This is a genomic window from Lachnoclostridium sp. Marseille-P6806, assembly GCF_964238185.1.
Classification (GTDB): Bacteria; Bacillota; Clostridia; order Lachnospirales; family Lachnospiraceae; genus Brotaphodocola.
The window spans coordinates 177,517-196,189 of record NZ_CAXSLG010000005.1 but is presented as its reverse complement, the minus strand read 5'-3'; the positions used below and the strand labels follow the sequence as shown (position 1 = coordinate 196,189).

Genomic DNA, 18,673 nt, shown 5'->3' with positions numbered 1-18,673 from the left:
GTGAGGGAAACGGCAAATCTGACCGGAATGGTATTAAAGGCCACTCCTTCTGGAGAATATGACAGGCGTTTGGTGATTCTCACACGGGAACGGGGAAAAATCACAGCCTTTGCCAGAGGCGCGAAAAGGCCGGGGAACCAGCTGATGGCAGTAAGCCGTCCCTTTGTTTTCGGTCAGTTCCGCCTGTTTGAGGGGCGGGAGGCTTACAGTCTTCAGGGAGCAGAGATTTCCAATTATTTTACAGAGCTTTCCCAGGATGTGGAATCAGCCTGTTATGGCTCCTATTTTCTGGAGTTTGCCGATTATTACAGCCGGGAAAATATGGATGCAGGGGAGCTGCTTCTGCTTTTGTATCAGTCTCTTCGGGCGCTGTTAAAGCCGTCTCTTCCCAACAGTCTGGTTCAGCTGGTTTTTGAACTTCGAGCCATGACAATAAGCGGCGAGTATACGGAGCATCCGCCCTGTCAGGTCAGCGATTCCGCGGCCTATGCATGGGAATATATCATTTTCTCCCCTTTGGAAAGTCTTTATACGTTTGTGCTGACACCAGAGGTGCAAAAGGAGCTGAAGTTCTGCGTAGACAGAAACAAAAAGCGGTTTATTGACCGTTCCTTCCACTCCCTGGAGATTTTGGAGATGATGTAATGCAGCTGCCTGGAGCATGATTTGTCCGGACTGATGGGGCAGAACCGTTACTGTTTACTGGTTTTCCAGTGAACAGTAACGCAGAACTGGCGAGAAACACAGGAATTTTTCTGCAGGTATTGAAAATATTATCATTTACGGGTATAATCCTAAATATCTGTGCGCTGGAAAGCGCTGGAGGATTCAGGAGGATAGTTATGAAAAAGAACTGTGCTGTGCTGACAGCGGCAGCTCTTTCCTGTGCGGTTCTGGCCGGATGCGGACAGAAGCAGGAGGGAACCTGGAATGCCAACGAAAACAGCATCTATGTGACAAAGGAACTGGCTGTGGAAAGCGCCATGGTCTATACTTCCGATAAGCCCAATGAGCTTTACACGGTGGAGGGGCTGTCTTCTTATGTGGAGGAGGCTGTGACTTCTTACAATACAGAGCACGGAGGAGCGGCGGCTTTTGAAAATGAAAAGGATCAGGAAAAGCTTCCCACGGCGCTGAAAAGCTGCAGTCTGGAGGGACAGACTGGAAAGCTGGTTTTTGAGTATGCATCTGCAGATGATTTTGTAAATTTTTCAACAGAAAATGGAGATAATACCCACTCCATTACTGGTCTTTCCGTGGGGACGGCAGCAGAGCTGGCCGGAGAGCTGGAAGGCATGACCTTTCTCACAGCAGCCGGAAAGGATGCAGAACTTGCTTCTGTAACCGGTGAAAGCAAAAACAAGGCTGTGATTGTAGAGGGAGCTGGCACTGTTTATGTAGAGGGCGGCGTTGCCTTTGTGACAGAAGGTGTTCGGGTGAAGGCCAGTAATGCGGTGATTACATCTGAGGGAACCAACTGCATCGTATTTCAGTAGAAGGGCTTTAGGAAATAGAAAGATACCAGGGGACAAAGGACAGAGTTCCGATTTATTGGAGAGCGGTATTCTGGTTCGGCCCCCAACATCATATAAAAAGAGAGGATATCTGAGATGGAAAAGACAATGGAAAAAATTGTAGCACTGGCAAAAAGCAGAGGCTTCGTATATCCCGGCTCCGAGATTTACGGCGGTCTTGCCAACACCTGGGATTATGGTAATCTTGGTGTAGAGCTGAAAAACAATGTAAAGAAAGCATGGTGGCAGAAATTTGTTCAGGAAAGCCCCTACAACGTAGGTGTTGACTGTGCGATTCTGATGAATTCCCAGACCTGGGTTGCTTCTGGTCATCTGGGCGGCTTTTCCGATCCCCTGATGGACTGTAAGGCATGTAAGGAGCGTTTCCGCGCTGACAAGCTGATCGAAGACTACCTGGCAGAGAACCATATCGAGATTGAAGGTTCTGTAGACGCCTGGTCTCAGGAAGAGATGAAGAACTTTATTGAAGAGAAAAATATCTGCTGTCCTACCTGCGGAAAGCATGATTTCACAGATATCCGTCAGTTTAACCTGATGTTCAAGACCTTCCAGGGCGTTACTGAGGATGCAAAGAACACGGTTTATTTAAGACCGGAGACTGCTCAGGGTATTTTTGTAAACTTCAAGAACGTACAGCGTACCTCCAGAAAGAAAGTTCCCTTTGGTATCGGTCAGATTGGTAAATCCTTCCGTAACGAGATTACTCCCGGAAACTTTACCTTCCGTACCCGTGAGTTTGAGCAGATGGAGCTGGAGTTCTTCTGTAAGCCGGGCACTGATCTGGAGTGGTTCCAGTACTGGAGAGGCTTCTGCCGTGACTGGCTGCTGGCTCTGGGCATTAAGGAAGACGAGATGCGTCTTCGCGATCATTCTCCGGAGGAGCTGTGCTTCTACAGTAAGGGAACAACGGATATCGAGTTCTTATTCCCGTTCGGATGGGGCGAGCTGTGGGGTATTGCAGACAGAACCGACTACGACCTGACCCAGCATCAGAACGTTTCCGGCGAGGATATGTCCTATTTTGACGATGAGGCAAAGGAAAAATACATTCCTTATGTAGTAGAGCCGTCTCTGGGCGCAGACCGTGTAACTCTGGCATTCCTGTGCGCTGCATACGATGAGGAAGAGTTAGAGGGCGGCGATGTTCGTACTGTTCTTCACTTCCATCCGGCTCTGGCACCGGTGAAGGTAGGTATCCTTCCTCTGTCCAAGAAGCTGAATGAGGGCGCTGAGAAGGTATACGCCGAGCTGTCCAAATACTACAACTGTGAGTTCGATGACAGAGGCAATATCGGTAAGCGTTACAGAAGGCAGGATGAGATTGGTACTCCTTTCTGTGTTACCTATGACTTTGACTCTGAGACAGACGGCGCAGTAACTGTTCGTGACCGCGATACCATGGAGCAGGTTCGCGTTCCGATTGCAGAGCTGAAGAATTACTTTGAGGATAAGTTCCGTTTTTAAGATGAAATTGAACAGTTACGAATATGTAAATATAAAGAACCGCTGCGGCATAGATGTGAGAGATCTGTGCTGCAGCGGTTTCGGTATTTTAAAGCAGCTCCCGAACCTGCTCGATAACGCGGTGAATGATTTCGTTCATAGACAGATTTTCGCAGCCGGCCACGTGGTGATTGCACCGGTTTACCGGCATGAGAATCTGACTGGCCTGACTGCGCCCTATAGCTGTCGCCATGGCAGGGGTTACCTCTCCGAAAAGTGAATCTGCAATTACAATTCCAATAGGCCCAATAATAATATCAGAATCCCGTGCTGCTACAAGCACGGGGTTTTCTCCTGTTGCGCCATAATCAGCTCCCGCCTTCAGCATGGATGCTGTGGCTATGCTGTTGGTGCCGATGGCAAGCAGCTCCTGTTCTGGAAATTCCCGTTTGAGATGTTCGATCAGGGCTTTTCCCATGCGTCCACCTTGTCCGTCAATAATAGTAATTTTTTTCATGATTCGCTGTCCTTTATGCTGTAATTTTTGGTAACCGTTCAGTCCAGCGAAGCTTCAGATAGGAACATGCATGGCTGAACGGTTACGAATTTCCAACAATTGTATCATATAAACAGAAGTTTTGCTATAATGAGATTAGGTTATACAACTAGGAGGAGATTTCCATGCTTACATCTCTTGCACTTATTTTTCTTACCGGTCTTCTGATGGCGGCCCTGTGTCAGCAGATCCGGCTTCCCAGAATCATTGGCATGCTGGCTACGGGAATTGTTCTGGGGCCCTTTGTCCTGAATCTTCTGGATTCGCTGATTCTTTCTATTTCTGCGGATCTGCGGAAAATGGCTTTGATTATTATTCTTTTAAAGGCAGGTCTTTCCCTGAATCTGTCAGACTTAAAAAAAGTAGGACGTCCGGCGGTAATGATGGCTTTTGTGCCGGCAAGCTTTGAAATTCTGGCCTTTGTCCTGTTTGCTCCGGCGCTTCTTCCAGTAAATCGGATGGAGGCGGCGGTGATGGGGGCTGTGCTTGCAGCCGTTTCTCCGGCTGTGGTGGTGCCCCGAATGGTTCAGCTGATGGAGTCAAAGTACGGAACAGAAAAAAGCATTCCCCAGATGATTCTGGCGGGCGCATCCTGCGATGATATTTTTGTGATTGTCGTATTTACTACCTTTGTCAGTATGGCTCAGGGCGGACAGGCCAGAGTAACCGATTTTTTAAATATTCCAGTATCTATTCTTCTGGGAATTCTCCTGGGAGCCGCAGCAGGATGGCTGCTGGCTCTGTTTTTTGAAACAGCTTATGCCAGAAAGCACTATGTGCGCAACAGCATGAAGGTGATTATTGTGCTGGGAACTTCTTTTCTTCTGGTGGCGGCAGAGGAGTGGTTGAAGGGAATTATCTCTGTTTCCGGACTTCTGGCAGTGACCAGCATGGCCTGTGTTTTGAAAATGAAAAGCACGGCCTTTGTGTCGAAGCGCCTGTCGGAGAAATTCGGAAAGCTGTGGTTGGCGGCAGAGGTACTGCTTTTTGTCCTGGTTGGAGCTGCAGTCGATATCCGTTATACGCTGGAGGCGGGACTGGCAGCAGGGCTTATGATTGCGCTGGCCCTGGTATTCCGCAGTGTGGGTGTGGCTCTCTGCATGGCTGGTACAAGTCTGAACCAAAAAGAGCGATTGTTTTGCGTCATTGCCTATTTGCCTAAGGCTACGGTTCAGGCGGCTATTGGATCAGTGCCTATGTCGCTGGGACTTCCCTGCGGAAAAATCGTTCTGTCGGTTGCTGTGCTGGCAATTTTGATTACGGCTCCTCTGGGAGCGCTGGGAATGGACGGAACCTATCGGCTTCTTTTAAAAAAGGAATAATCATTTTCAAATAATAATTTTGGGTTTTCGTTTTCCATGGAAAGAATATAAGGTATAATAGAAGTATCCGAGGCGTTATTTTTCCACGGGAATATTCTGAGGGAAAGTATAGAAGTATTTCACTGTGCTGAAATACAGCGCTGTAATACAGACAGAGAAATATCGACAGAAGTAAAATATTCCCGGTTTTTGGGAAGAAGGAAAAATTCCTGCCCCTTTGAGTTACAAAACATGACAGAACAAAATTTGATAAAACAAAAGGAGGAAATTCAAATGGCAAAAGTGTATGCAATGATTGCGGACGGAACAGAAGAAGTGGAGTGTCTGGCAGTGGTGGACTTGCTGCGCCGCAGCAAGATTGACACAGTTTTAGTGGCGGCAAAGGAAGATAGAGAGGTTGTCACTTCTCACGGAATTCGAATTCAGGCGGATGCAGCCGTAGGTGAGGTGGACTTTTCAGATGCAGATGTGATTTTCCTGCCGGGAGGAATGCCAGGCTCCGTTCATCTTTCCCAGTGTGAACCCTTGATTCAGGCATTGAAGGCTCAGAATCAGGCAGGAAAACGGATTGCAGCAATCTGTGCGGCTCCGGCAGTGGTTCTGGGACATCACGGCCTTCTGAGAGGAAAACGGGCCACCTGCTTCCCTGGTTTTGAGGAAGAGTTAAACGGAGCAATTGTGGTTGATCAGGGCGTGGTAACAGATGGGAATGTTACAACTGCAAAGGGACTTGGCGTTGCCCTGGATCTGGGGCTGGAGCTGGTAAAGCTTTTAATAGATGAAAAAACGGCAGATGATTTGAAAAAAACGATTCAGTACGCCTAAGATGGACGTATGATCTGGCTGGAAGGAAAAGCTGAGGAAAAAGCAGAAGCGCGAGCGGTGAAGGCGCAAGGTAAATGAGGAAAGAAAAAAAGACAGGAAAGCAAAAATGGGTAACAGCAGAATGAATAAGAAAATAACTGTTCGCATATACGAATGAAAAATCTATATGCGAAAATGACAGAAATTGGAAGTGCTTACACCGAATTTTGCAGAAATTTGTACAAAATTTTCCTGTTTTTTTAAAGAAAACTTCTTTACTCAGCGGTAAAATATGGTATACTATGTACGGACTGTTTCAGGGCCTTCTTTCGGCGCCATAAAAGCGGCAGCAGCTTTACAGAAAACAGAGAAGGTAGTTTAGGACTTAAGTAAAGGGAAGCGAAAGAGGAGCAGCCGGGAACGGTAAAAACCTGTAGAGGATATCTACACGTATGAGGAGGAAAAACCAATGGCAAATAAGTGGGTTTATTTATTCACCGAGGGTGATGCCAGCATGAGAAATCTGCTTGGCGGTAAGGGAGCAAACCTGGCTGAGATGACCAACATCGGTCTTCCGGTACCCCAGGGCTTTACCATCACAACAGAAGCATGCACACAGTATTATGAAGATGGACGTGAGATCAACGAGGAGATCCAGGCCCAGATCAATGAATATATCGGCAAGATGGAAGAGATTACCGGCAAGAAGTTCGGTGATCATGAGAATCCGCTGTTAGTATCTGTTCGTTCTGGTGCAAGAGCATCCATGCCGGGTATGATGGACACCATCCTGAACCTGGGATTGAACGAAGAGGTTGTTAATGTAATCGCTGAGAAGTCCGGCAATGCACGCTGGGCATGGGACTGCTACAGAAGATTCATTCAGATGTATTCCGACGTTGTTATGGAGGTCGGCAAGAAATATTTCGAGACCCTCATCGATGAGATGAAGGAGAAAAAGGGCGTTAAGCTGGACGTTGAACTGGATGCTGACGACTTAAAAGAACTGGCAAATCAGTTTAAGGCTGAGTACAAGGATAAGATCGGCGCAGACTTCCCGGATGATCCGAAGGAGCAGCTGATGGGCGCAATCAAGGCAGTATTCCGTTCCTGGGACAACCCCCGTGCAAACGTATACCGCCGCGACAACGATATCCCGTATTCCTGGGGTACCGCTGTAAACGTACAGTCCATGGCTTTCGGTAACATGGGTGATGACTGTGGTACTGGTGTTGCATTTACCCGTGACCCGGCTACTGGTGAGAAGGGCCTGTTCGGTGAGTTCCTGACCAATGCACAGGGTGAGGACGTTGTAGCAGGTGTTCGTACTCCGATGCATATCAACGAGATGGCTGACAAGTTCCCGGAGGCATTCAAACAGTTTAACGAGGTTTGCAAGACTCTGGAGAATCACTACAGAGATATGCAGGATATGGAGTTTACCGTTGAGCACGGAAAACTGTACATGCTGCAGACCAGAAATGGTAAGAGAACCGCTCAGGCTGCATTAAAGATCGCCTGCGATCTGGTAGATGAAGGCATGAGAACTCCGGAAGAGGCAGTTGCCATGATCGACCCGCGTAACCTGGATACTCTGCTGCATCCGCAGTTTGATGCTGAGGCACTGAAGAAAGCTGAGCCGCTGGCAAAAGCTCTGGCTGCTTCTCCGGGTGCTGCATGCGGTAAGATTGTCTTCACTGCAGAAGATGCAAAAGAGTGGGCTGCAAGAGGCGAGAAAGTAGTTCTGGTTCGTCTGGAGACCTCTCCGGAAGATATTGAGGGTATGAAGGCTGCTCAGGGTATCCTGACTGTTCGTGGCGGTATGACCTCTCACGCTGCAGTAGTTGCACGTGGTATGGGTACCTGCTGCGTATCTGGCTGCTCCGATATCGCTATGGATGAAGAAAACAAGAAATTTGTTCTGGCTGGTAAGGAATTCCACGAGGGCGATGCTCTGTCCATCGATGGTTCCACCGGTAAGATTTACGATGGCATTATCCCGACTGTAGACGCTACCATTGCTGGTGAGTTTGGCAGAATTATGGGATGGGCTGATCAGTACAGAAGACTGAAAGTAAGAACCAACGCAGATACTCCGGCTGATGCAAGAAAAGCAAGAGAGCTGGGCGCTGAGGGTATTGGTCTTTGCCGTACCGAGCATATGTTCTTCGAGGGCAACAGAATCGACGCTTTCCGTGAGATGATCTGTTCTGAGACTATAGAAGAGCGTGAGGCAGCTCTGGAGAAGATTCTTCCGGAGCAGCAGGGTGATTTCGAGAAGCTGTATGAGGCTCTTGAGGGCAACCCGGTATGTATCCGTTTCCTGGATCCGCCGTTACACGAGTTCGTTCCGACCACAGAGGAAGATATTAAGAAACTGGCTGATGCACAGGGCAAGAGCGTTGAGACCATTAAGAATATCATCGCTTCTCTGCACGAGTTCAACCCGATGATGGGTCATCGTGGATGCCGTCTGGCTGTTACCTATCCGGAGATTGCAAAGATGCAGACCAAGGCTGTTATCCGCGCAGCAATCAACGTTCAGAAGGCACATCCCGACTGGACCGTAGAGCCGGAGATCATGATTCCGCTGGTTGGCGACATTAAAGAGTTAAAGTATGTAAAGAACTTTGTAGTAGAGACCGCTGACGCTGAGATCGCAGCAGCAGGTATTGAGCTGAAATATCAGGTTGGTACCATGATCGAGATCCCGAGAGCAGCTCTGACTGCAGATGATATTGCAAAAGAGGCTGAGTTCTTCTGCTTCGGTACCAACGATCTGACTCAGATGACCTATGGCTTCTCCCGCGATGATGCAGGTAAGTTCCTGAATGCTTACTACGATGCTAAGATCTTTGAGAACGATCCGTTCGCAAAGCTGGATCAGGTAGGTGTAGGCAAGCTGATGAAGATGGCTATCGAGTTAGGTAAGCCGGTACGTCCGGAACTGCATGTAGGTATCTGCGGCGAGCACGGCGGAGATCCGTCTTCCGTAGAGTTCTGCCACAAGATCGGTCTGGACTATGTTTCCTGCTCACCGTTCCGTGTTCCGATTGCAAGACTGGCAGCAGCGCAGGCTGCTATCAAGAACCCCCGCAAGTAAGAGTTCTGTCATTCACCATTGGATTTGATGAAGCGCAAACCTTCTATAAATCCCATGGATACGGCATAAAACCGTCAAAATGGCATGATTTGACCGTGGAGGTTTATATCTAATCACCAAAACCCCCGTACATTCCCAATTGGGCAATGTGCGGGGGGTTTTTGTTGTTATTTTGGGCTGTTTGTACAAATCTAAACGGGAACGCAAAAATGTATTCTGATTTCAAAAATACATTTTGTCCATGCTCGCTGCTATTTTCACAGCAGCCAATTCCGTAATTTTGGACGAATTCAGCTTTCAGTAAAGGAGGCCATTATGAGACGAGACGATCAAAGGCAAGCAGTAAAAAACATTCCCTTGGAACAACTGAAGCCATTTAAGAATCATCCCTTTCAGGTACGAGACGATGAGGAATTTCGGCGTCTTGTTGAGAGCATTGAAATTCACGGTGTAATTCATCCAGCGGTGGCTCGCCAGATTGGTGAGGATTGTTATGAACTAATTTCTGGTCATCGACGCAAAGCGGCTTGTGAAGTATTGGGTTACTCTGAGATGCCTGTTTTAGTCCGGTCTATGACGGATGATGAGGCAGTTGTAAACATGGTAGATGCAAACCTTCAGCGTGAAACGATTCTCCCAAGTGAAAGAGCCTTTGCATACAAAATGAAGTTGGTAGCTATGAGCCATCAGGGGCGTAAAGGATTTACTTCCGCCCAACTTGGGCGGAAGTGTGTCGGAAAAGAATCCAGAGAGTTAATTGCTGAACAAGTCGGTCAAAGTCGCAACCAAATTTCTCGCTATATCCGTCTTACTGAATTGATACCAGAAATCCTTGAAATGGTTGATAATCGAAAAATGGCATTGAATCCAGCAGTATCTATTTCCTACTTGGACAAGAAGCAACAGAAGCTACTATATAAGGTAATGGTAGCACTAAAAGCAACCCCATCTATTTCTCAGGCAAAAGCCATCCGAGAAAAGGCCAGTGAATCAGACTTTACAGAAGATTACTTGGTTTGTATCTTATCGGAAAAGAAACCAAACCAGAGAGAGCCGATGATTGTTGAAGAAGAAGAAATCAAGCAGTATTTCCCCTCGCATTACAATAGTGAACAGATGCACAACACGATTTTACTGTTGATTAGAAATTGGAGTAAAAAGCGTGGCTACACACAATAAAAGGTCATTATACCTTGTCACAACAGGGAGCAGAAAAATTTTCTGCTCCTTTTTTTATTTTTTGCGCAACAAACGGCCTCTGCCGTGGCCTACAAGTGAGAGTTACATCTCGTGGACCTTGAAAATTCAGAAGAACATCAGGTACAACCGTCCCTCGGAGAGCCACTCCGGTGATACGCCATGACGCCTACGGGTCGAGCGACTTCCCTATCGCCGGTAAAGAGCTTGATAACTTGAGGCCACGATCCAGGGACAGGGGGAAAACTTACACTCAGCCACAGTCCGAGCGTTAAAAGCGTCGCAGGCAATGGGAGTGTCCGGTACAGAACCGTGATAAATGAATCCTAAATCAAAAGGATGCCGAAATGTTCTTGATTTTAAGAAAACCCAAGGGGGTAGTTTACCCTCTTTACATTCCATCTTCTGTTCAAGACACAGGAGGAAACTGAAATGAACACACAAATTATCGCCATCGCCAACCAGAAAGGCGGCGTTGGCAAGACAACCACCTGCGCAAATCTGGGTATCGGGCTGGCGCAGACGGGGAAGAAAGTTCTGCTGATCGACGGAGACCCGCAGGGCAGCCTGACCATCAGCCTGGGCCATCCCCAGCCGGACAAGCTGCCCTTTACTCTGTCCGACGCGATGGGCCGTATCCTGATGGACGAGCCGATGCGCCCCGACGAGGGCATCCTGCACCACCCGGAAGGCGTTGACCTGATGCCTGCCGACATCCAGCTCTCCGGCATGGAGGTCTCCCTGGTGAACGCCATGAGCCGTGAGACCATCTTGCGGCAATACCTGGACACGCTCAAGGGACAGTATTCCCATATCCTGATTGACTGTCAGCCCTCCCTGGGGATGCTTACGGTCAATGCGTTGGCGGCTGCCAACAGGGTCATAATCCCCGTCCAGGCGGAGTATCTGCCCGCCAAGGGCCTGGAACAGCTGCTCCAGACGGTCAATAAGGTGAAACGGCAGATCAACCCCAAGCTCCAGATCGACGGTATCCTGCTGACGATGGTGGACAACCGCACCAACTTTGCCAAGGAGATTGCGGCTCTGCTGCGAGAAACCTACGGCAGCAAAATCAAAGTGTTCGGAACTGAGATTCCCCATTCTGTCCGAGCAAAGGAAATCAGTGCCGAGGGCAAGAGTATTTTTGCCCATGACCCCAAGGGCAAAGTGGCCGAGGGTTACAAGAATCTGACCCAGGAGGTGATGAAACTTGAAAAGCAGCGCGAAAAAAATAGAGCTGGCCTCAGTAGATGACCTGTTTTCTACTGAAGAAAGTCGGCAAGACGAGCAACTGGAAAAAATCCAGGAAATTCCCCTATCTGAACTGCATCCGTTCAAGGATCACCCCTTCAAGGTCAAGGATGATGATGCAATGATAGAAACCGCAGACAGCATCAAAAAGTATGGCGTGTTGGTTCCTGCGATTGCCAGACCTCTGCCTGATGGCAGTTATGAGCTGGTAGCCGGACACAGACGCCGCAGAGCCAGCGAGTTGGCCGGAAAAGAAACCATGCCTGTCATTGTGCGCGACTTGGATGACGATGCTGCCACAATTATTATGGTTGACAGCAATTTGCAGCGAGAAAATCTGCTCCCCAGTGAAAGGGCCTTTGCCTACAAAATGAAGCTGGAAGCCATTAAACATCAGGGAGCAAGAACAGACCTGACTTCTGTTCAAGTTGAACAGAAGTTGAGCGCCAGAGACCAGGTGGCAAAAGAAGCCGGTGAACGAAGCGGTATCCAGGTAATGCGATATGTTCGTTTGACTGAGCTGATTCCAGAGCTTTTGGATATGGTGGATGAAAAGAAAATCGCATTTAATCCAGCCTATGAACTCTCTTTTTTGAAACCGGACGAACAGCAAATGCTGGTGGAAACAATGGACTATGAGCAGGCTACCCCTTCTCTCTCTCAGGCTCAGCGAATGAAAAAGTTCAGCCAGGATGGGAAATTGTCAGAAGATGTGATGCTTGCCATCATGTCAGAGGAAAAAAAGGGTGATCTGGATAAAGTGACCTTGAGCAGCGATACCTTGCGAAAGTATTTCCCCAAAAGCTATACACCGGCCAAAATGCAGGAAACCATTATTAAACTGCTAGAACAATGGCAGAAAAAACGCCAACGAGATCAGGAACGATGAAGGGAGAGCCTATGAAAGATATTGCAGCAAGGGAGCTGAAAGGCCACAACATTCTTGCAGTGGAGCGATTTTGGGACAGCACTTGCTGGATGATTGAGTTTACTGTCTTGCGCCCTACTGCTTATGGAGAACCCGGTGACGAAATGAGGCTTTTTCTCACAGAGGACGGGTATCAGTCAGCTCTGCAAAGCCAGCAGCGTCGAGAAATCAAAATTAAGAGATATGCTCATGTTATTGAGGGGCATATTCTCGACTTCAAGCCTAAAAAACACCGTCGTTCATAACCGATACAACGAAAGGAAAGGAATGAATATGTGTACTGTAAGAGAAATCCGAGAAGCTATTCAAGAAGATTGCCGCTCACAGCGTGATATGGAATCCACCGAGATTGACCGTGTTTTTCAAACCTTACCATTTTCTCAGGAAAGGGATCTGTTTGATAAACCACCAATGCCAAAACGCCCCTACCGACGCAAGAAAAAAGATACAGACAGACCCTAACCGCTGCCACAATTCTCTTATGAATTGCGGCTTTTTTCATACCTGAGAAATGAAAGGAGTGAAGTAAATGGCTGTTTTTCGTGTAGAACGCACTGGCGATTACACGGTTATGAGCAATTTCCATCTAAAGGATAAACGGCTTTCTTTGAAGGCAAAGGGTCTCTTGTCGCAGATGTTATCTCTGCCAGATGACTGGGATTATACGCTGTCAGGACTCAGCTATATCAATCGAGAAAGCAAAGATGCAATCCGCTCTGCTGTCAATGAGCTTGAAACAGCCGGATACATTCGGCGCAGACAGACAACTGATGCTTCTGGTAAATTCGCAGCCAATGAGTATACCATTTTTGAGCGTCCCATCGAGGGAGAACCGATGTTGGATAAGCCGTCGTCGGAAAACCCGATAACGGTAAACCCGTCAGCGGTAAATCCGTTACCGGAAAATCCAACACAATTAAATACTAAGAAATCAAATACCCAAAAACAAAATACTCATGGATCAAATACCGATTCCATCCCCTTCCGGGAAACAGCGGCGGCAATACCGCCGGAACGGAAAGGAAGGGATGCGATGTCTGTCACAGAGATAGAAAATTATCGGGAATTGATTTTGGAGAATATCGAGTATGACTGTCTGAAGCAGCGTTATCCTCTCTACCTGGATGACCTGAATGAGATTGTAGAGCTGTTGGTAGAAACGGTCTGTGCCAAACGAAAGACCACCCGGATCTCTGGTGCGGACTTTCCTCACGAGATTGTACGCTCCCGCTTTTTGAAGCTGGACAGCTCTCACATCGAGTTTGTCATGGACTGTCTGCAAAAGAACACCACTCAGGTACGCAACATCAAGCAGTACCTGCTCGCGGTGCTGTTCAATGCGCCTACCACCATGAACAATCACTTCACTTCATTGGTCAACCACGATATGCACGCAGGCGGCTGGTAATCGGCCGCTTTTGTATTACACCAAAGGAGGCACAGCATGAATCAGATTGAGGTTTTCAATAGTCCAGAGTTTGGAAGCATTCGAGTAATCGAGGAAAATGGGAAATACCTGTTTTGCGGCGCTGATGTTGCAAAATCTCTGGGATACAAAGATACAGTAAATGCCCTAAAGACACATTGCAGAGAAGATGGGGTGGCGTTTTACCACCTCACCGATAATTTGGGGCGTAAACAGAAAGCTAAATTCATCAGCGAAGGAAACCTGTATCGCTTGATTGTCCACAGCAAATTGCCATCGGCAGAACGATTTGAAAAATGGGTCTTTGACGAGGTTCTTCCTACCATTCGCAAGTATGGGTCCTATCTCACAAAAGAAAAGCTATGGGAAGTAGCCACTTCACCGGAGGCACTGCTCAAGCTCTGCTCAGATCTCCTGGCTGAACGAGAGGAGAATGTATCTCTGCGCATAGCAAACGCACAGCTGGAGGGTAAAGCCGCTTTCTATGACCTGTTTATTGATTTGGAGCATAGCACCAATCTCAGAACTACTGCCAAAGAGCTTGCTGTCCCGGAACGCCGCTTTGTCCGATTTCTTCTGGAAAAGCGTTTTGTGTACCGCACTGCGTCCGGCAATGTACTGCCCTATGCAAAGCCAGCCAATGAAGGGCTGTTTTGTGTAAAGGACTACTGCAATCACGGTCATACCGGTTCTTATACGCTGATAACTCCGCAAGGCAAGCTGTATTTTGCCCAGCTTCGGGAGATGATCTTGCTGGTCTCATAAGAACGGAAGGGAAGTGGGTTTTATGCAGGAAGGCAAAACAATCGGTCAGCTGATGGAAGAAATGCGCCAGAAGGCCGGGGCGCAGAACTACCACGGCCATGACTACATGGATCTTCAGCGATTTGCGGAGAATACCCGGCACATGGTTATTTTTGATGTGCTGACCGATGACTCCCCGGTGGGCTGAAAAGGAGAACGGACCCGCCTGTTTTTGTCAGATATAGGCTATGAAAAAGCGCTGGACAGTCAGGCAAAGGGGCAGATCAAAATTCTCAGCCATGCAAAGGTCAGAAATGGAGATTTGTTTTATGACCACAAAGAACAGATACGATAGGAGGTATCCGATATGAATGAGGAAAAGAAAGTACCCTTCAAGTGGGAATATGGGGAAGAAACCATATCGCTGCAACTTGGGATGTATGCGAATAATCAGCGGCTTTATATCGGCATGATTACCCATACAGAAGATGGGGCGGAACCGTTTGCAGATATGACGGTGAACCTTCCGGGGTATTCCTTGGACCCCGGAGAGGCGTTTATTTCCGGTGACATCAGCAAGGACCTGCAGCGATTCATCAAAGAGAACAAATTGGGGAAGGTGCTTCCCTACCAGGTGCAGTCCGGTTATGGAAAATATTCTGCCGTTGCCTTTGATCTGGAGAAGTTGAAGGCATTTGACCCCAAAGGTGTGGCAGAGTTTCGGAAAGAGTGGAATCTGCCGGATAAGAAGCCGGTAAAGAAAAAGAGCCGAGGGATGGAGCGATAAAGAAATATCTTCTCCGGCGGCTGGTGGTTCCGCCTTAGAAAGAAATGCACCACCCCTGCACACTCTGTGGAAAGGAGGCGATGAAAATGCAGGAAGAAGTGGAAAACAGGACTTTAACGCTGGTTGTCAGTGGAACAAAGTTCACCGGTCGGCTGCTTAAAGCTGCCATCAGCAAGTACATGGCCCACTGTAAGGAAAAGAAGCTGCAAAAGCAGAGAAGCCGTGACGCTCCTGTGACCCCCCACGGCAAACAGACCGTCAAGCAGCTCATTGGTCAGAATCAGGGGATCTCCAATATTGAGATCACAGACCCTTCCATCAAGGAATTTGAGAAGATCGCCCGGAAATATGGTGTGGACTATGCGGTGAAGAAAGACCGCAGCAGCTCCCCACCCAAGTACCTGATCTTTTTCAAGGGCCGTGACGCCGATGCGCTGACCGCTGCATTTACCGAGTACACCAGCAAAAAGGTCAAGAAGGCCGAGAAAACGGAACGCCCGTCTGTGCTGGCAAAACTCAGTCAGTTCAAAGAGATGGTCAAAAATGCCGTGGTGGACCGCACCAAGCGAAAGGAGCTGGAACGATGAAAAAGCAGTTTGACATCAAAAAGCTCGTTTTGCTGAACCTGCCCTATCTCCTGATGGGGCTGTTTGCTACCAACTTCGGGGAGGCATGGCGACTGGCTCAGGGGGCAAATGCTTCAGAGAAATTCCTTTCCCTGTTTGCTGTCCTGCCTGGGGCGCTGCAAAGTTTCTGGCCCAGCCTGCACCCGTTGGATCTGCTGGTGGGGCTGTGCTGCGGTGCTGGCCTGCGTCTGGCGGTGTATCTCAAAAGTAAAAACGCCAAGAAGTACCGTCACGGCATGGAGTATGGCTCTGCCCGTTGGGGAACCCGTGAGGATATTGCTCCCTACATCGACCCGGTGTTCCAGAACAATGTCATTCTCACAAAAACCGAAAGCCTGACCATGAACAGCCGCCCCAAGGACCCAAAGACCGCCAGAAACAAAAATGTACTGGTGATCGGCGGCTCCGGTTCCGGTAAGACCCGCTTCTGGCTCAAACCGAATTTGATGCAGATGCACTCGTCCTATGTAGTCACCGATCCGAAGGGAACCATTTTGGTGGAGTGCGGAAAAATGCTCCAAAGGGGCGCACCCAAGCTGGGGAAAGACGGAAAGCCCATGAAGGATAAGCACGGTAAGGTCATTTATGAGCCGTACCGCATCAAGGTCCTAAATACCATCAACTTTCGAAAATCAATGCACTATAACCCTTTCGCCTATATCCATAGCGAAAAGGACATCTTGAAGCTGGTCACGACGCTGATCGCCAATACCAAAGGCGAAGGCAAGGCCGGAGACGATTTTTGGGTAAAAGCAGAAACCTTGCTGTACTGCGCACTCATTGGCTATATCCACTATGAGGCCCCGGTAGAGGAGCAGAATTTCTCTACCCTCATCGAGTTCATCAACGCCATGGAAGTCCGTGAGGATGACGAGGAGTTCAAAAACCCCGTAGACCTGATGTTTGATGCACTGGAAGCCGAGAAGCCCAACCACTTCGCCGTCCGTCAGTACAAGAAGTACAAGCTGGCTGCCGGTGATATATGCTCTAAGTGACTTCTTAATCATGATTTTGTCATGGTTAGTGAAGCAATCACTTAGAGCATTTTGTTTCAGGAGGTACAGCCATGAGAAATGAAAAAATTACCCCACTGTACGAGCGCCTGAGCCGGGACGATGAGTTACAGGGCGAGAGCAACTCCATATCCAACCAAAAACAGATGTTGGAGGATTTTGCTCGCCGGAATGGGCTGCCAAACCCTACGCATTTTACAGATGACGGTATCTCAGGCACCCGGTTTGACCGCCCCGGATTTTTGGCGATGATGGAGGAAGTGGAGGCAGGGCGTGTAGAGGCAATCGTCATCAAGGACATGAGCCGGTTAGGGCGCGACTATCTGAAGGTCGGTCAGGTTATGGAGGTTTTGCGGCAGCGTGGTGTTCGTCTGATTGCCATTAACGATGGTGTGGACAGTCTGAAAGGCGATGACGATTTTACCCCGTTCCGCAACATCATGAATGAATTTTACGCCCGTGATACCAGCCGGAAAATCCGTTCTGTGTTTAAGTCAAAAGGTATGAGCGGCAAGCACCTGACAGGCACCGTGATTTACGGCTACTTATGGGACGAAAAACGGGAGCATTGGCTGGTAGATGAGGAAGCTGCCGAAGTGGTACGCCGTATCTTTTCCCTCACGCTGGAGGGATATGGGCCTTATCAGATCGCTTGCAAGTTGTCCGCAGACCGGATTGAAATTCCCGTCGTACACCTTGCCCGCTTCAATGAGGGTGTGAACCGTTCAAAGCCGGTCAAAGACCCGTATGGATGGGGATCATCTACCATCGTGAATATTTTGAAAAAACGAGAGTATTTGGGGCACACCATCAATTTCAAGACCCGCAAGCACTTTAAGGACAAGAAAAGCCACTATGTTTCTGAGGACGAGTGGACGATCTTTGAGAATACCCATGAAGCCATTATCGACCAGCAGACCTTTGATCTGGTGCAGAAAATCCGTAGCAATGTACGGCGTTATCCAAACGGCTGGGGCGAAGCGGCTCCCCTCACAGGCTTGCTCTATTGTGCCGATTGTGGCAGCAAGATGTATGTCCACCGCACCAACAATGGCAAGCGGGTTTCTCAATATACCTGTTCCAATTATACCAAAGTTCCGTGTGGGACACTATGCCCTACACAACACCGTATCAATGAGAGTGCTGTCCTGACATTGGTTTCCGACACGCTCCGGGCTATCGCTGAATATTCGAGAAATGACCGGACGGAATTTATTCACACTGTTCAGGAGACGCAGGTTGCTCAACAGAGTGCCGATATATCGAAAAAGCGCAGGCGTTTGGCTGCTGCCCAAAAGAGAGCCGGAGAACTGGAAAAACTGATTTGCAAAATCTATGAGGACAATGCCCTCGGCAAGCTGCCGGATGCACGATATAGGGCGCTTGATGCACAGTATGCCAAAGAGCAGGACGCACTTGAGATTGAAATTGCGGAGCTGGAAAAGGCTGTTACCGGCTATGAGCAGAGCCAGAAATCCGCAGAGAAATTTATAGCCCTAATTGATAAGTACGAGAATTTTGACACTCTGACAAACACCATGCTCAACGAGTTTGTAGAGAAAATCCTTGTCCACGAACGCGCCCGAAAAGGCAGTCAGGACACCACGCAGGAAATTGAAATCTACTTCAATTTTTTAGGACGCTATATCCCACCATCCTTACAGCCGGTTCCTTTAACCCCGGAGGAACAGGAAGAACTGCGGAAAAAAGAAGAACGCAAGGACAGGCTTCATCAGAATTATTTGAAGCGGAAAGCCAGCGGCGCACAGAAACAGTATGAGGACAAAATCAAGGCGAAGAAAAAAGCGGAAATGGACGCTAAGAAAGCCCTGATCCGGGCTGAGGATATGAAAAAAGGTGTTTTTTCTACTATCGGTCAGCTACCAAAAGAAGAACCGCGCAAAGGCAGCATAGCAGCCAGCGCAGCAGTCTAATCAT

The 18,673-nt window shown here is 48.4% G+C and carries 17 protein-coding genes and 2 pseudogenes; 18 read left to right on the top strand and 1 reads right to left on the bottom strand.

The window, feature by feature from the left end:
- The 3 genes from recO (at position 1) to ACESON_RS08435 (ending at position 2,999) form a co-directional block, all read left to right on the top strand.
- Positions 1 to 645, top strand: a complete 645-nt coding sequence (gene recO / locus ACESON_RS08445; RefSeq protein ID WP_177960199.1) for a DNA repair protein RecO — start codon at positions 1 to 3, stop codon at positions 643 to 645.
- Between the two features lie 197 nt (positions 646 to 842).
- Positions 843 to 1,496 carry a hypothetical protein gene (locus ACESON_RS08440; protein ID WP_373109212.1) on the top strand — a complete coding sequence of 218 codons (654 nt, stop codon included), beginning with the start codon at positions 843 to 845 and terminating at the stop codon, positions 1,494 to 1,496.
- Positions 1,497 to 1,610: 114 nt separating this feature from the next.
- Positions 1,611 to 2,999, top strand: coding sequence for a glycine--tRNA ligase (locus ACESON_RS08435; RefSeq protein ID WP_177960197.1), 1,389 nt, complete (start codon positions 1,611 to 1,613; stop codon positions 2,997 to 2,999).
- Between the two features lie 88 nt (positions 3,000 to 3,087).
- Here ACESON_RS08435 and ACESON_RS08430 read toward each other — a convergent pair whose 3' ends face one another.
- On the bottom strand, positions 3,088 to 3,495 hold the full coding sequence (locus ACESON_RS08430; RefSeq protein ID WP_177958694.1) for a DUF3842 family protein: 408 nt from the start codon (positions 3,493 to 3,495) through the stop codon (positions 3,088 to 3,090).
- Between the two features lie 164 nt (positions 3,496 to 3,659).
- Here ACESON_RS08430 and ACESON_RS08425 point away from each other — a divergent pair, with 164 nt between their 5' ends.
- From ACESON_RS08425 to ACESON_RS08355, 15 genes and pseudogenes are all read left to right on the top strand, one after another.
- Positions 3,660 to 4,856 (top strand): cation:proton antiporter, encoded by a 1,197-nt coding sequence (locus tag ACESON_RS08425; RefSeq protein ID WP_373109210.1) that lies wholly within the window; start codon positions 3,660 to 3,662, stop codon positions 4,854 to 4,856.
- A gap of 273 nt (positions 4,857 to 5,129) precedes the next feature.
- Positions 5,130 to 5,681, top strand: a complete 552-nt coding sequence (locus tag ACESON_RS08420; protein ID WP_373109208.1) for a DJ-1 family glyoxalase III — start codon at positions 5,130 to 5,132, stop codon at positions 5,679 to 5,681.
- Positions 5,682 to 6,129: 448 nt separating this feature from the next.
- Positions 6,130 to 8,763, top strand: coding sequence for a pyruvate, phosphate dikinase (gene ppdK / locus ACESON_RS08415; protein ID WP_177958697.1), 2,634 nt, complete (start codon positions 6,130 to 6,132; stop codon positions 8,761 to 8,763).
- A gap of 315 nt (positions 8,764 to 9,078) precedes the next feature.
- Entirely contained in the window at positions 9,079 to 9,942 is an 864-nt protein-coding gene (locus ACESON_RS08410) for a ParB/RepB/Spo0J family partition protein (RefSeq protein ID WP_178711314.1), read from the top strand.
- Positions 9,943 to 10,392: 450 nt separating this feature from the next.
- Complete coding sequence (locus tag ACESON_RS08405) at positions 10,393 to 11,214, top strand: ParA family protein (protein ID WP_178711313.1); 822 nt, start codon at positions 10,393 to 10,395, stop codon at positions 11,212 to 11,214.
- Entirely contained in the window at positions 11,171 to 12,100 is a 930-nt protein-coding gene (locus ACESON_RS08400; RefSeq protein ID WP_154040596.1) for a ParB/RepB/Spo0J family partition protein, read from the top strand. Before ACESON_RS08405 ends, ACESON_RS08400 begins: the two co-directional genes overlap by 44 nt.
- Positions 12,101 to 12,111: 11 nt before the next feature.
- Positions 12,112 to 12,384: a DUF5720 family protein gene (locus ACESON_RS08395; protein ID WP_002589068.1), complete on the top strand. Its 273-nt coding sequence runs from the start codon at positions 12,112 to 12,114 to the stop codon at positions 12,382 to 12,384.
- Positions 12,385 to 12,412: 28 nt separating this feature from the next.
- Entirely contained in the window at positions 12,413 to 12,601 is a 189-nt protein-coding gene (locus ACESON_RS08390; RefSeq protein WP_006059571.1) for a hypothetical protein, read from the top strand.
- Positions 12,602 to 12,668: 67 nt separating this feature from the next.
- Positions 12,669 to 13,547 carry a DUF6017 domain-containing protein gene (locus tag ACESON_RS08385; protein ID WP_154250773.1) on the top strand — a complete coding sequence of 293 codons (879 nt, stop codon included), beginning with the start codon at positions 12,669 to 12,671 and terminating at the stop codon, positions 13,545 to 13,547.
- A gap of 36 nt (positions 13,548 to 13,583) precedes the next feature.
- The gene (locus ACESON_RS08380) at positions 13,584 to 14,330 is read left to right on the top strand and encodes a BRO family protein (protein ID WP_373109206.1); all 747 of its coding nucleotides are present in this window, start codon (positions 13,584 to 13,586) and stop codon (positions 14,328 to 14,330) included.
- A 22-nt stretch (positions 14,331 to 14,352) separates the two neighbouring features.
- A pseudogene (locus tag ACESON_RS08375) lies at positions 14,353 to 14,664 on the top strand (DUF5720 family protein).
- A gap of 12 nt (positions 14,665 to 14,676) precedes the next feature.
- Positions 14,677 to 15,096, top strand: a complete 420-nt coding sequence (locus ACESON_RS08370; RefSeq protein WP_320911503.1) for a DUF4313 domain-containing protein — start codon at positions 14,677 to 14,679, stop codon at positions 15,094 to 15,096.
- An 86-nt stretch (positions 15,097 to 15,182) separates the two neighbouring features.
- Entirely contained in the window at positions 15,183 to 15,683 is a 501-nt protein-coding gene (locus tag ACESON_RS08365; protein WP_002570687.1) for a PcfB family protein, read from the top strand.
- Positions 15,680 to 16,699 (top strand): annotated as a pseudogene (locus tag ACESON_RS08360) (type IV secretory system conjugative DNA transfer family protein); the annotation flags it as partial. The gene ACESON_RS08365 and the pseudogene ACESON_RS08360, both read left to right, overlap by 4 nt.
- A gap of 89 nt (positions 16,700 to 16,788) precedes the next feature.
- On the top strand, positions 16,789 to 18,669 hold the full coding sequence (locus tag ACESON_RS08355; protein ID WP_373109204.1) for a DUF4368 domain-containing protein: 1,881 nt from the start codon (positions 16,789 to 16,791) through the stop codon (positions 18,667 to 18,669).
- Positions 18,670 to 18,673 lie beyond the last annotated feature (4 nt).

Excerpts from the sequence above, each read along its gene's own strand:
- ACESON_RS08440 (WP_373109212.1), top strand. The coding sequence starts at position 843 with ATGAAAAAGAACTGTGCTGTGCTGACAGCGGCAGCTCTTTCCTGTGCG.
- ACESON_RS08435 (WP_177960197.1), top strand. The coding sequence starts at position 1,611 with ATGGAAAAGACAATGGAAAAAATTGTAGCACTGGCAAAAAGCAGAGGC.
- ACESON_RS08430 (WP_177958694.1), bottom strand. The coding sequence starts at position 3,495 with ATGAAAAAAATTACTATTATTGACGGACAAGGTGGACGCATGGGAAAA.
- ACESON_RS08425 (WP_373109210.1), top strand. The coding sequence starts at position 3,660 with ATGCTTACATCTCTTGCACTTATTTTTCTTACCGGTCTTCTGATGGCG.
- ACESON_RS08420 (WP_373109208.1), top strand. The coding sequence starts at position 5,130 with ATGGCAAAAGTGTATGCAATGATTGCGGACGGAACAGAAGAAGTGGAG.
- ppdK (WP_177958697.1), top strand. The coding sequence starts at position 6,130 with ATGGCAAATAAGTGGGTTTATTTATTCACCGAGGGTGATGCCAGCATG.
- ACESON_RS08410 (WP_178711314.1), top strand. The coding sequence starts at position 9,079 with ATGAGACGAGACGATCAAAGGCAAGCAGTAAAAAACATTCCCTTGGAA.
- ACESON_RS08405 (WP_178711313.1), top strand. The coding sequence starts at position 10,393 with ATGAACACACAAATTATCGCCATCGCCAACCAGAAAGGCGGCGTTGGC.
- ACESON_RS08395 (WP_002589068.1), top strand. The coding sequence starts at position 12,112 with ATGAAAGATATTGCAGCAAGGGAGCTGAAAGGCCACAACATTCTTGCA.
- ACESON_RS08390 (WP_006059571.1), top strand. The coding sequence starts at position 12,413 with ATGTGTACTGTAAGAGAAATCCGAGAAGCTATTCAAGAAGATTGCCGC.
- ACESON_RS08385 (WP_154250773.1), top strand. The coding sequence starts at position 12,669 with ATGGCTGTTTTTCGTGTAGAACGCACTGGCGATTACACGGTTATGAGC.
- ACESON_RS08380 (WP_373109206.1), top strand. The coding sequence starts at position 13,584 with ATGAATCAGATTGAGGTTTTCAATAGTCCAGAGTTTGGAAGCATTCGA.
- ACESON_RS08370 (WP_320911503.1), top strand. The coding sequence starts at position 14,677 with ATGAATGAGGAAAAGAAAGTACCCTTCAAGTGGGAATATGGGGAAGAA.
- ACESON_RS08365 (WP_002570687.1), top strand. The coding sequence starts at position 15,183 with ATGCAGGAAGAAGTGGAAAACAGGACTTTAACGCTGGTTGTCAGTGGA.
- ACESON_RS08355 (WP_373109204.1), top strand. The coding sequence starts at position 16,789 with ATGAGAAATGAAAAAATTACCCCACTGTACGAGCGCCTGAGCCGGGAC.